The 12,938-nt window shown below is 72.6% G+C and carries 9 protein-coding genes; 5 read left to right on the top strand and 4 right to left on the bottom strand.

The features are described 5' to 3' along the window. Positions 1 to 7: 7 nt before the first annotated feature. The 3 genes from LO931_RS00860 to LO931_RS00850 are packed head-to-tail and all read left to right on the top strand — an operon-like array spanning position 8 to position 5,719. Complete coding sequence (locus LO931_RS00860; protein ID WP_229051310.1) at positions 8 to 685, top strand: hypothetical protein; 678 nt, start codon at positions 8 to 10, stop codon at positions 683 to 685. Beyond that, the gene (locus LO931_RS00855) at positions 682 to 2,244 is read left to right on the top strand and encodes a DNA polymerase Y family protein (RefSeq protein ID WP_229051309.1); all 1,563 of its coding nucleotides are present in this window, start codon (positions 682 to 684) and stop codon (positions 2,242 to 2,244) included. Before LO931_RS00860 ends, LO931_RS00855 begins: the two co-directional genes overlap by 4 nt. 16 nt (positions 2,245 to 2,260) lie before the next feature. Beyond that, positions 2,261 to 5,719: an error-prone DNA polymerase gene (locus LO931_RS00850; RefSeq protein ID WP_229051308.1), complete on the top strand. Its 3,459-nt coding sequence runs from the start codon at positions 2,261 to 2,263 to the stop codon at positions 5,717 to 5,719. Positions 5,720 to 5,805: 86 nt separating this feature from the next. Here the strand turns inward: LO931_RS00850 and eis are convergent, their stop codons facing one another. The 4 genes from eis to LO931_RS00830 form a co-directional block, all read right to left on the bottom strand. Further along, positions 5,806 to 6,945, bottom strand: coding sequence for an enhanced intracellular survival protein Eis (gene eis, locus LO931_RS00845; RefSeq protein ID WP_229051307.1), 1,140 nt, complete (start codon positions 6,943 to 6,945; stop codon positions 5,806 to 5,808). A gap of 69 nt (positions 6,946 to 7,014) precedes the next feature. Then, the gene (locus LO931_RS00840) at positions 7,015 to 8,643 is read right to left on the bottom strand and encodes an MFS transporter (protein ID WP_229051306.1); all 1,629 of its coding nucleotides are present in this window, start codon (positions 8,641 to 8,643) and stop codon (positions 7,015 to 7,017) included. Continuing rightward, entirely contained in the window at positions 8,640 to 9,254 is a 615-nt protein-coding gene (locus tag LO931_RS00835; RefSeq protein ID WP_229051305.1) for a TetR/AcrR family transcriptional regulator, read from the bottom strand. The genes LO931_RS00840 and LO931_RS00835 overlap by 4 nt, the downstream gene beginning before the upstream one ends. 101 nt (positions 9,255 to 9,355) lie before the next feature. After that, entirely contained in the window at positions 9,356 to 10,774 is a 1,419-nt protein-coding gene (locus tag LO931_RS00830; protein ID WP_229051304.1) for a metallophosphoesterase family protein, read from the bottom strand. A 150-nt stretch (positions 10,775 to 10,924) separates the two neighbouring features. On the opposite strand from LO931_RS00830, the gene LO931_RS00825 reads away from it, so the two are divergent. Next, positions 10,925 to 11,653: an NUDIX domain-containing protein gene (locus tag LO931_RS00825; protein ID WP_229051303.1), complete on the top strand. Its 729-nt coding sequence runs from the start codon at positions 10,925 to 10,927 to the stop codon at positions 11,651 to 11,653. Beyond that, positions 11,650 to 12,924, top strand: coding sequence for a quinolinate synthase NadA (nadA, locus tag LO931_RS00820; protein ID WP_229051302.1), 1,275 nt, complete (start codon positions 11,650 to 11,652; stop codon positions 12,922 to 12,924). Before LO931_RS00825 ends, nadA begins: the two co-directional genes overlap by 4 nt. Positions 12,925 to 12,938: the final 14 nt, after the last annotated feature.

Below are 12,938 nucleotides of genomic sequence, written 5' to 3'. Positions count from 1 at the left end.
TGGGTGAGTGGATCTTGACGAGCTGAGACGACGCGTGGCCCGCCTCGAGGGGCGGCCCGTCGACACGGCCACGGTCCCGGTCCACCCCGCCCTCGCGGGGCTCCTGACGCCCCGCGCGGGCGGGGTCTACGGCGTCGACGCCGCGAGCCTCGCGCTCACGCTCGTCTCGGGTCCCTCGGCGGCGGGGTCGTGGTGCGGGGTCGTGGGCTGCCCCGACCTCGGCCTCGCCGCGGCGCGCGAGGCCGGCATCGACACCGACCGCCTCGTCGCGGTGCCCGACCCCGCCGAGCTGTGGTGGGAGGTCGTCGCGGCGCTCGTCGACACGCTCGCCATGGTCGTGGTGCGTCCGCCCGCCCGCGTCCCGCAGCGCGACGCCGCTCGCCTCGCCGCCCGGCTGCGCACGCGCCAGTGCGTGCTCGTGGTGTGGGGGGAGTGGCCGCGCTGCGACGGGCGGCTCTCGCTGGTCTCCTCGCAGTGGTCGGGTGTCGGCCACGGGCACGGCCACCTGCGGTCGCGGCGCGCCGTCATCGAGGCGCGTACCGACGTCACGGTCTCGCGCAGCCGCGAGGTCTGGCTGCCCGGCGACCTGGGTCAGCTCGGCCCCGTCGAGCAGCCCTCTGGCGGGGGTGCCGGGCCACGGGCGGTAGATGGCACAGAGCTGCAGCTCCTGCGCGGTGCCTCGTGAGGACCCTCGTCGTGTGGTGCCCCGACTGGCCCGTCGTCGCGGCGGGCCTGCCCGCCACGGTGCCGGCCGCGGTGCTCGCGAACGGCGAGGTGCTGGCGTGCTCGCCCGCGGCGCGGGTCGAGGGGGTGCGGCGCGGCATGCGGCGCCGCGACGCCCAGGCGCGGTGCCCCGAGCTGCGGCTCGTCGAGCGCGCCCCACAGGTCGAGGCCCAGCGCTTCGACGAGGTGCTGGAGGCGCTCGAGCAGCTCACGCCCGGGGTCGCCCCGATCAGGCCCGGCCTGTGCGCGCTGCGCGTCCCCCCTCGCTACTACGGCGGCGAGCGCGAGACCGCCGCGGTCCTGGCCGAGCGCATCGTCGAGCTGGGCGTGTGGGACGTCCGGTGCGGCGTGGCCGACGGCGCCTTCGCCGCCGAGCACGCGGCCCGCCGCGCCCTCACCCAGGACGTCTGGATCGTGCCGCCCGGCGGCTCGGCCGACTTCGTGGGCGAGCTCGGCATCGACGTGGTCGAGGACGCGGCGCTCGCCGACCTGCTGCGCCGGCTCGGGGTGCGCACGCTGGGCGCGTTCGCCCGTCTCTCGCGCGCCGACGTCCGCACGCGCTTCGGTGACACCGGAGCCCTGCTGCACCGGCTGGCGCAGGGGGAGGACCCGCGTCCGGTCGCGCGTCGCCAGGCGCCGCCCGAGCTCGTGGCGGGCTCGGCGTTCGAGCCGCCGCTCGAGACGTCCGAGGCCGCGGTCTTCAGCCTGCGCACCACGGCCGAGCAGTGCGTGGCGCAGCTGGCGCACCACGGCCTGGTCGCCACCGCGGTGCGCATCGAGGTCGACTCGGGCGACACGACGGTGCAGGCCCGCACGTGGCGGCACCCGGCGTGGTTCGACGCCGCGGCGCTGCTCGACCGTCTGCGCTGGCAGCTCGCGGCGGGCGCCTCGGCAGGGGTGCCGGGCCCTGGGCGGCGAGATGGGCACAGCCCTGGGCGGCGAGATGAGTACCGCCAGGGCATCGGTGCGGTGCGGTTCGTGCCGGAGGAGACCTCGGCGGTCGCGGAGCACGCCGACACCCTGTTCGGCTCGGGGCCCGACGCCCAGGTCGAGCGGGGCGCGGCCCGGGTGCAGGCGCTCATCGGTCCCGAGGCGGTGCAGGCCCTGCGCACCCAGGGTGGTCGGGCGCCCGCCGACCAGGTGCATGCTGCGCCGTGGGGCGAGCGGGTGGCGGTGGCGCGGCCCGCCGAGCGCCCCTGGCCCGGGCAGATCCCGGCGCCGGCGCCGGCCACGGTCTTCGCCTCGCCGCGTCCGGCCTCGGTCGCGGGGGCCGAGGGACAACGGGTCATCGTCACGACGCGGGGAGCCGTCTCGGCGGTGCCGGCGCACTTCCGGGTCGGCGCCGCCGAGCCGTGGCAGCAGGTCGCCGCCTGGGCCGGGCCGTGGCCCGTCGACGAGCGCTGGTGGGACGAGGCCAGCGCCCGCCGCGTCGCGCGCTTCCAGGTCGTCGGGGTCGACGGCCAGGCCTGGCTCCTCGTCCTCGACGGCGACACCTGGTTCACCGAGGCCCGCTATGACTGAGCGGCGGGCCTGAGCCGTGGGGTGGAACAACCCGGACCTGCCGTGGGGCGAGCTGGAGCGTCGGCTCAGCGGGCGCACCGCCTCGGGCAAGCCGATCAGCGCCGACGACGTCATTCGCGACGCGCCCATGTCGCGGCCGCGGCGGCGACCCGCCGAGCGCACGGTCGTCCGCCCGTCGGGAGCGGTGCCGTACGCCGAGCTGCACAGCCACAGCAGCTTCAGCTTCCTCGACGGCGCCAGCGATCCCGACGCCCTCGTGGAGGAGGCCGTGCGGCTCGGGCTGGAGGCGCTCGCCCTGACCGACCACGACGGCTTCGCCGGGGCACCGGCCTTTGCGGAGGCGGCGCGCCTGCACGGGCTCAGCACGGTCTTCGGGGCCGAGCTCTCGCTCGATTTGCAGCGTCCGCAGAACGGGGTGGCCGACCCCGAGGGCACCCACCTGCTCGTGCTGGCCCGCGGGGCGGAGGGATACCACCGGCTCGCCGGGGCCCTCACCGAGGCGCACCTGGGCGGCGACGACAAGGGGCGTCCGACCTACGACCTCGACGACCTGACCGAGCGGGGTCGCGACCACTGGGTCGTCCTGACCGGGTGCCGCAAGGGCGCCGTGCAGCAGGCCCTCGCCGTGGGCGGCGCGTCTGCGGCCGAGGCCGAGCTGGCCGAGCTGGTCGAGCGCTTCGGTCACGAGAACGTGGTGGTCGAGCTCACCGACCACGCGCGGCCCGACGACTCGGCCCGCAACGACGCCCTCGCGGCCCTCGCGGAGCGGCAGGGTCTCGCGGTCGTGGCCACCCAGGCGGCGCACCACGCCACCCCCGAGGGTGGCCGGCTGGCGGCGGCGATGGCGGCCATCCGGGCCCGTCGCAGCCTCGCCGAGATCGACGGCTGGCTGCCACCTGCAGGGGGTGCGCACCTGCGATCGGGGGAGGAGATGCAGGCCCGCTTCGCCCGCTACCCCGGAGCGGTCGCCACCTCGGTGCGGCTGGCGCGCGAGCTGGCCTTCGACCTGCGTGCCGTCACCCCGCGACTGCCCGTCGTCACTCCCGACGGACTCACCGACCGCCAGCACCTGCGCAACCTCGCCGAGGAGGGCATCCGCACCCGCTACGCCCACCATCCCGACATCGCCCGGGCCCGCATCGACCGCGAGCTCGCGGTCATCGCCGAGAAGGGCTTCGAGGGCTACTTCCTCATCGTCCACGGCATCGTCAGCGAGGCGAAGCGCCGCGGCATCCTGTGCCAGGGGCGAGGCTCGTCGGCCAACTCCGCGCTCTGCTACGCGCTCGGCATCACGGCGGTCGACTCGATCTTCTACGACCTGCCCTTCGAGCGGTTCCTCGCGGCCACCCGCGAGGAGGAGCCCGACATCGACGTCGACTTCGACTCCGACCGGCGCGAGGAGATCATCCAGTGGGTCTACGACACCTACGGTCGGCGCAACGCCGCCCAGGTGGCCAACGTCATCACCTACCGCCCGCGCTCGGCGGTACGCGACGCCGCGAAGGCGCTCGGCTACTCCACGGGCCAGCAGGACGCCTTCTCCTCCGAGGTCGAGCGCTGGCGCGAGATCGACGACGACGCGGCCCTGCCGGCCCCCGTGCGCGAGCTCGCCCAGCAGCTGCTCGGCCGACCGCGGCACCTCGGCATCCACTCCGGCGGCATGATCCTGACCGAGCGGCCCATCGGGGAGGTCTGCCCCATCGAGCGGGCCCGCATGGTCGACCGCACCGTGCTGCAGTGGGACAAGGACGCCTGCGAGTGGATGGGTCTGGTCAAGTTCGACCTGCTCGGTCTGGGCATGCTCGGCGCGCTCGACCACTGCTTCCGGCTCGCCGAGCAGCACCTGGGGGAGGCGTGGTCGCTCGACACGATCCCCAAGGACGAGGCCGGGGTGTACGACATGCTCTGCCGGGCCGACAGCGTCGGCGTCTTCCAGGTCGAGAGCCGCGCCCAGATCGGCACGCTGCCGCGACTGCGCCCCCGGCGGTTCTACGACCTCGCGATCGAGATCGCCCTGATCCGTCCCGGCCCGATCCAGGGCGGTGCCGTGCACCCGTACATCCGCCGTGCCACGGGGCGCGAGACCGTCGCGTACCCGCACCCCGCGGTCGAGCCCGTGCTGGAGCGCACCCTGGGCGTGCCGCTGTTCCAGGAGCAGCTCATGCAGATGGCCATGGTGCTGGGCGACTGCACGGGCGACGAGGCCGACCTCCTGCGCCGGGCGATGGGTTCCAAGCGCGGCATCGAGCGCATCGAGGCGCTCGAGGCCCAGCTGTTCGAGGGCATGGCGCGCAAGGGACTCGTGGGCGAGGAGGCCGAGTCGATCTACGTCATGATCAAGTCGTTCGCCGACTTCGGCTTCGCCGAGAGCCATGCGCTGAGCTTCGCGCTGCTCGTCTACGCCAGCAGCTGGCTCAAGCTGCACCATCCCGCGGTGTTCCTCGCGGCCCTGCTGCGCAACCAGCCGATGGGCTTCTACTCGCCGGCCTCGCTGGTCGCCGACGCCCGCCGCCACGGCGTCGAGACGCGTCGCCCCGACATCGCCCGCTCCCAGGCGCAGGCCGATCTTGAGCCCCTGGTCGACGGGGTCACGACCGTGACCGGGCTGGAGTCCTGCGCCCACCGCGAGCAGCCGCGCCCGGGACCGTTCGACCCGAAGGGTCCCGACCCCACGCCCACCCACAGGCGTGACGGCAGCTTCGCGGTGCGCCTCGGTCTCGACAGCGTGCGGGGCATCGGGCTCGAGGTCGCGCAGCGGGTCGTGGCGGCCCGCGCCGAGCGGCCCTTCGCCGACATGGCCGACGTGGCCCGGCGCACGGGGCTCACGACGGCGCAGATGGAGGCGCTGGCCACGGCCGGGGCGTTCGACGGCTTCGGCCTGAGCCGTCGCCAGGCGCTCTGGAACGCGGGGTTCGTCGACGCGCCCGACATGCTGCCCGGCACGGGAGCCTGGTCGGTGCCGCCGGCCCTGCCCAATCTCTCGGCGGTCGAGCAGACCCTCGCCGACCAGTGGTCGACCCGCATCACCCCCGACCGTCACCCCATGGAGCACCTGCGCGAGGTGCTCACGGCCGAGCGCGTCCGCTCGGTCGGCGACGTGCTGGCCGCCCGGCCGGAGAACGAGAGCGCACCCGTCGCCGACGGTCGGGTCGAGTCGGGCGACCGGGTGTGGGTCGGCGGTCTGGTCACCCACCGCCAGCGCCCCGGCACCGCGGGCGGAGTCACGTTCCTCAACCTCGAGGACGAGACCGGCATGCTCAACGTGGTGGTGTTCGGCTCGGTCTGGGAGCGCCACAAGCGCATCTTCCGTTCCGCGGCCGGTGTCGTCATCCGCGGCGTCGTGGAGGTCACCGACGACCGCGTCGTCAACCTCGTCGCCGAGGTCGTCGACCGCATCGAGACCCGCTACCGCGCCGCGGCCCGAGCGGGCGCCGGCCCGTTGTCGGTCCGCCACAAGAGCCGCGACTTCCAATAGTCCGTCGAGATGTGGCGACTTTTGCACCATTCCGACGGCCGAAATGGGGCGAAAGTCGCCACACCTGCGTGGGCAGCAGGATGTGGTCAGTAGTAGTTGGCGATGGCGGACCGGGGGCCCGCCGCGAGGGCGTCCCAGGCGGCGTCGTCGGCGGCGTCATCCGTGAGGTGGCCGAGGCGGCGCAGCGTCCGCGCGTCGGCGACGCCGAACAACGTCTGCACGAGGGCCGTGTCGTCGAGCGTGCGCGAGGCCGAGGAGGTGGGTGCCACCTCGACGCGACCGGAGGAGGCGGTCAGCACGAACGCCTGGTCGTTCCAGCGGAACGGCAGCTCGGCGCTCAGCCCCGGGGCGGGGGACAGGTACGAGAAGGCCGCGACGTCGAGCACCTTGACCATGTACGTGCCGCGCCACTGCACGCGGGACTCGTCGGACCGCAGCAGGCCGGTCCACTCGTCGGCCGTGCTCGTGCGCACGACTGTCACCGGAGTCACGGACGCGAACGAGCCGAGCGCCCGCAGCAGTCCCACGAGGCTCGGGCGGTCGAGAGCGACCAGCTCGCGCACCGTCAGCACGGCGTCGGCGCCGTAGCCCTTGCCCCGGTCCCAGGCGGCGTAGCCAGAGACCTGGCCGGGGCTCGACTCCGCGAGCGTGACACCCGTGGTCTCGCTCGTGAACGCCTTTGCGAGGTCGGGGAACGAGATGCCGTCGCGGGTCAGCGGCCCGCGGTGCTCGCGCGCCCAGGCGGTATAGGCCGCCGCGACCGCCGGGAGGTCGTCGTGGCCCGCGCGGCGCACCGGGGCGGCGTCACCCCGCACGTCCAGCAGGTGGGTCGGCACGGCGACGTCGTCGAGCTGGGCGACCGGCGCGTAGCCCAGGCTGCGGTAGATGCCGGTCGACGTCGGGTACAGCCCGCTGATCTGCGCGCCGCGCTCGGTCGCGGCGTCGAGCATCGCCGCGAACAGGGGGCGCAGGTGGCCGCCGCCCCGGTGCTCGGCCGGGACCGTGATGCCGGCGATGCCCGCCGTCGGCACGCGCGATCCGCCGAACCAGGTCTCGAACTCGCGCTCCACCCCGAGGGCGACGGTCTCGTCTCCGTCCTGCGCGCGCCACGTGTGGCGGCCGGGCCCGGGCGGCGACTCGTCGTCATCGGCGCCGAACGCCTCGATCCAGAACGGCTTGGCTGCCCGCCAGTCCTCGGCGTGCAGGGGGCTGACCCTCGTGCTCATGCCCCCATCCTGCACCGAAGCCCTCCGCCCCGGCGGGTGGCCAGGGGGAGGGCTTCAGTGGTGACGAGGTCAGCCGACGTGGACCGCCTGCGCGTCCTCGGCGTGCAGCTCGGTGTGCTTGGTGTTCATGAACACCCACACCAGGGCCGAGGCCGCGAAGATCATGAACGCGCCGATGAGGAAGGCCTGCGACGCGCCCTCGGTGAAGGCGGCCTGGCCGACCACGTCCTGGAGACGCTCCTGGGTCGCTGCGTCCGGCTGCGCGCCACCCATCGACTGGAGGGCGGCTCCGATGCTCTCGGCCTTGTCGCGGGTGAAGTGCACCGCGGCGGTGGACAGCGCCGCCAGACCGACCGCGCCACCGACCTGCTGCATCGTGTTGAGCACGCCCGAGCCGATGCCGGAGTCCTCGGTCGGGATGCCGTGGACCGCGACCAGCGTCATGGTGACGAAGTTGAGGCCCATGCCGAGCGCCATCGTCACGATGAACGGGGCGATCTTGATCCAGAAGTCGATGTCACTCGCGAAGTCGGAGGTGCCGTTGGCGACCGCCAGCAGGTTCGACGGGCTGTCGTCGACCGCGATGCGGGAGAACATCAGCAGCGAGAAGCCGGAGATCAGGGTGCCGACGCCCACGATGTAGCGAGGGTCGATCCGCGTGATGAGGTTCGAGGCCGTCGTGGCGCCGGCGATCATGCCCACCGTGAACGGCAGGAACGCGAGACCGGTGTGCAGCGGCGACCAGCCCGACACGTTCTGCAGGACGAGCGACATGAAGAAGAACATCGCGAACATCGCGGCGGGCGTGATGAACATCGTCACGAACGCGATGGAGCGGGCGCGGTCGGCGAACAGGCTCAGCGGCATCAGCGGGGCCTTGACCGAGCGCTCCACCAGCACGAACGCGACGAGCAGCAGCGCGCCACCGATCAGTGCGGCGAGCGTCCAGCTGTCGCCCCAGCCGTGGGCCTCCTCGCCGGCGCGGGAGAAGCCGTAGACCAACGAGACGATGCCGATCGTGCCGATGATGGCGCCGGGCACGTCGAGCGCGATCTTGCGCGGCTCGCTCTCGTCGAGGTAGCGCGGGGCCAGGAACGCCGCGACCAGACCGATCGGGACGTTGATGAGGAACGTCAGGCGCCAGCCCTGGACGGTGTCGCTCTCGATGCCGGTGAGCCAACCACCGAGCACCAGGCCGAGCGCCGCGCCGATGCCGGCGAGGGCCGCGAAGATCGAGAAGGCGCGGTTGCGCTCGGGGCCGGCCGGGAAGGTCGTCGTGATGAGCGCGAGGGCGGCGGGGGAGGCCAGCGCGGCACCCAGGCCCTGCAGGGCGCGGGACGACAGCAGCATGGCCTCGTTCTGAGCCAGGCCGCCGATCGCGGAGGCGACGACGAAGACGACCAGGCCGATCATGAACACGCGACGGCGACCGAACTGGTCGCCGAGGCGTCCGCCGAGCAGCAGCAGTCCGCCGAAGGCCAGCGCGTAGCCGGTCACGACCCACTGCAGGTTGTTCTGGTCGATGCCCAGGTCGTTGCCGATGTACGGCAGGGCGATGTTGGCGATCGTGGCGTCGAGCACGACCATGAGCTGCGCCATGCAGATCACGGCGAGCGCGATGCCCAGACTCTTCTTGCCGACCGACGAGCCGTCTTCCGTTGCGGCGGCGGTCGTGCCGCCGTCGGGGGTGGTGGTCATGCGTTCTCCTGGAGAAGGCTGGGCCGCAGGGCGGCGGGAAGGATGATCTGGTCGATGACGGTCTCGATGACGTCGACGTCGGGCGGGAGTCCGAGGAGGAACTCGCGGTGCAGGATGATGCCGGCGAGGGCCGGGGCGACCAGGTCGACGTCGACCCCGTCCCGGAGCTCCCCCCGCTCGGCGGCGCGGCGGTAGATCTCCCTAGATCGGGCGATCTTCGGACCGATGAACTTCTCCCGGAACCCGGCCGCGAACTCCTCGTCGTGGCCGAGCGCGGTGATGATGCTGCTGAACACGGCCATCAGACGGGGGTCCGTCAGACGTCCGGAACCGCAGTGCATGGCCAGCAGGTCGCCGCGGAGCGAACCCGTGTCCAGCTCGCCGGCCGGAGGGTCCTTGAGGACCAGCAGTGCCTCGAGCACGAGCGTGGCCTTGCTCGACCACAGTCGGTAAAGCGTGGCCTTCGAGGCCTTGGCCGCCTGCGCGACCGCGTCCATCGTCAGCCGGTCGTAGCCCACCTCGGCGAGCACGTCGATCGTGGCGTCGAGGATCTCGAGCTCACGGTCGCCGGTGACCCGCGGGCGGGTCGGGGAGTCGTCGTCGGGGGCCACGCGGTCGTCCTCTCGATGGTACGGAACGGTTTCGTTCCATCAGGAGAGTACGGGTTCGTTTCATCGACGGCAAGCCGCGGCGCGGGGTGAGGTGCGTCACCTCAGCCGGTGGGGGCGAGGACGAGAGGCGTGCCGGTGGCGTCCTTCGTGACCGTGAACGTGTCGAGCACGTCGCCGGGCTGCAATCCCGTGGGCATCGGCCCGGTGCCCTCGCCCGGGTCGCCGACCTTGCCGACGTAGGAGGTGTAGACGAGCCGTCCCGCCTCCACCGTGATCGACTGGTAGGTCGAGATCTTGTCGGCGGCCGCGTCGCGCTCGGCGTCGTTGATGGTCCAGTTGTTGCGACCGGCCGGGTCGAGGTCGTAGTACTTGTCGCCCGCGTTCGCGACGACGTAGGTCGGGCCGGCGTATCCGCCGGGCACGTCGTTCTCGGCCAGGTGTCCCCGCGCGTAGGCGTGGTCGTGGCCCTGCAGGACGAGGTCGACGTCGTGTTCCTCGAGCACCGGCATGAAGGCCGAACGCTGCGCCACGTTGTCGCGGAGCTTCGCGGCCGAGAACATCGGCTGGTGGATCGAGACGACGGTCCACTCCATCGGGTTGTCGGTGAGCTGCTCCTCGAGCCACTCGGCCTGGAGCGCGCCGAGGCCGTTGTCGGTCGTGTCGGTCAGGCCGTCGGTGATGTTGCCGTTGAGGGTGATGAAGCGGACGCCGCCGACGTCGACGCGGTAGGCGAGGTCGTCCTGGCCCTCCGGTCCGTTGCGCGGATGCTCGACCTGGCTGCGGTAGCGAATCATGTCGTCGTCGCCGTAGAGCTCGTGGTTGCCGGGCACGGTCAGGAAGCTGCGGGTCGAGGAGTACGGCGCGATCGCCGCGAACCACTGCTCCCACTGGTGGTCGTCGTTGCCGTCGTTGACCTGGTCGCCCGCGGTCAGGGCGAGCGTGGCGTCGGGGTGCTGCGTGAACGCCTGCTCCACGATGCTCGTCCAGCCGGCGTCGAGACCCCACTGGGCGTCGCCGAAGTAGAGGAACGTCCACGGGTCCGCTGACGCCGCGGCGGGTGGGGTCGTGAACGTGGTCCAGCCCGAGAAGTCGTCGCCCTGCCCGACCCGGTACGTGTAGGCGGTCTGTGGCTCGAGGTCGTCCACGGTCGCGCTGTGGTGGCGCGCGACGAGGCGGGACCGCGGGAGCTGCTCGGCCACGCTCGCCTGGGCCTGCACGACCCGGACGTCATCGGGAGAGTCGGCCGGCGCGATCTGCACCTCGCCCTCGGAGGTCGCCTCGTTCGTGCGCCACGTGAACGTCTGGCTCGTGGCGGGCTCGGCCGTCGGGTTGAGGATGATGCGGTCCGGCTGGGCCGTCGCGGTGCCGTCGTCGGAGGGCAGCAGGTCCTGGCCGGCTCCGGTGCGCACGGCGACGAGCGCCACGAGCGCGAGGGCCAGCACGAGGGCGATGGCGAGCCGGCGGGTCAGCGGCCGGCGGGCCCACGCAGGAAGGGCGAGGTCACGCGTCTGGGCGAACACGCGGCGACGGTAGGTCGGCCGTCGGGCGAATCGTTGAACGGCGCCCCCGTGGATCGGTGACCGACACGTGAACACGCGGGTCCGACTTAGTGTTGACCTGACTCTAACGGAGGGTTAGAGTCGATTGCACCTGAACGGAAGGAGTGGCGCATGACGCTCGACCTCGATCGATCCGGCGGCGGGGCACCCGTCGACGAGCAGCACGACTCCGACCAGCGGGTCGACCTGGCCGTCTCGACCGTGATCTTCGCGCTGCGCCCCCACCCCGTCACGGGCGAGCCCACCGTCTGGCTCCCGCTGGTGCGTCGCATCCGCCAGCCGTTCGAGGGGCGCTGGGCCCTGCCCGGAGGCCCCCTGCAGCCGCACGAGGACCTCGCGTCCTCCGCCCGCAACACGCTGGAGCGCACGACCGGCCTCGCCCCCAACCACCTCGAGCAGCTGTACGCCTTCGGAAGGGTCGACCGCTCGCCCGACCGGGTCGTCTCGATCGTCTACTGGGCGCTCGTGCGCGCCGAGGAGGACGCCCAGGTGCTGCCGGTGCCGAACGTCGAGTGGTTCGTGGCCGACGAGGTCTCGGGCCTGGCCTTCGACCACGACGACATCGTCGAGTACGCACTGACGCGGCTCCGGGCCAAGATCACGTACTCGCCGATCGCCTACGGCTTCCTGCCCGAGGAGTTCACGCTCGCGCAGCTGCGCGAGGTCTACGAGGCCGTGCTCGGCCGTCAGCTCGACCCGGCCAACTTCCGGCGCCAGATGATCGGTCGACTGGAGGCCACCGGTCGATGTCTCGAGGGCCGCAGTCACCGCCCGCCGGCCCTGTACCGCCACGACCCCACCCCGTCCCGCACCACCCTGACCTTCGAGGAGACCCGATGACCATCTCCGTCAACGAGCTCATCACCACCGCTCCCGGTGCCAGCTGCGACGCGGACCTCGCCGAGGGCCCGTGGGCCTTCGACCTGAGCCCCGGCTACGGCCCGGGCGCGTCCGAGGACGACGTCATCCCCGACCCCGTGGTGCGTCCGGGCCAGCTGCCGGTCGCGTACCAGCGGATGTCGGACGACGAGCTGCACGCGCGCATCCGCGCCGCGAAGGAGACCCTCGGCGACCGGCTCGTGATCCTGGGGCACTTCTACCAGCGCGACGAGGTCGTGCAGCACGCCGACTTCGTGGGCGACTCCTTCCAGCTCGCGAACGCCGCGCTGACGAAGCCGGACGCCGAGACGATCGTGTTCTGCGGCGTGCACTTCATGGCCGAGACCGCGGACATCCTGGCCAGGCCCGAGCAGCACGTGATCCTGCCCAACCTCGCCGCGGGCTGCTCGATGGCCGACATGGCCGACGAGGACTCGGTCGAGGCCGCGTGGGAGGAGCTCATGGAGCTCTATGCCGATGAGGAAGGGGCCGACGAGGACACCTCGGACGGTCGAGCGAGCGTCGTGCCCGTCACCTACATGAACTCCTCGGCCGCCCTCAAGGCCTTCTGCGGCCGCCACGGCGGCATCGTGTGCACCTCGTCCAACGCCGCCACGGTGCTGGAGTGGGCGTTCGAGCAGGGCCGTCGCGTGCTGTTCTTCCCCGACCAGCACCTGGGCCGCAACACCGGCAAGGCGATGGGCGTGCCGCTGGAGCAGATGCCGATGATCAACCCGCGCAAGCCCGGCCTCGGCGTCGACCGCCAGGAGCTGCTCGACGCGCGCGTGCTGCTGTGGCCGGGCTTCTGCTCGGTGCACAAGCGCTTCACGGTCGCCCAGATCGACCAGGCGCGGGCCCAGTTCCCGGGCGTCAAGGTCGTCGTGCACCCGGAGAGCCCGATGCCGGTCGTCGACGCCGCCGACGCGGCCGGCTCGACCGACTTCATCCGCAAGTTCGTCGCGGCCAGCGAGCCGGGCGACGTCATCGCGATCGGCACCGAGATCAACCTGGTCAACCGGCTCGCGGCCGACTACCCGGACCGCACGATCTTCTGCCTCGACCCGGTGATCTGTCCCTGCTCGACGATGTACCGGATCCACCCCGGCTACCTCGCCTGGGTGCTGGACGGACTGCTCGAGGGCGAGGTCCGCAACGAGATCGTGGTCGCCGACGACGTCGCCACGCACGCCAAGGTCGCGCTCGAGCGCATGCTCGCGGCGCTGCCGAAGTAGGGCGGGAGACACCC

The sequence above is a fragment of the Aeromicrobium sp. Leaf350 genome (genome assembly GCF_916858655.1).
Taxonomy (GTDB): domain Bacteria; phylum Actinomycetota; class Actinomycetes; order Propionibacteriales; family Nocardioidaceae; genus Aeromicrobium.
This window is presented reverse-complemented; position numbering and strand designations above follow the sequence as displayed.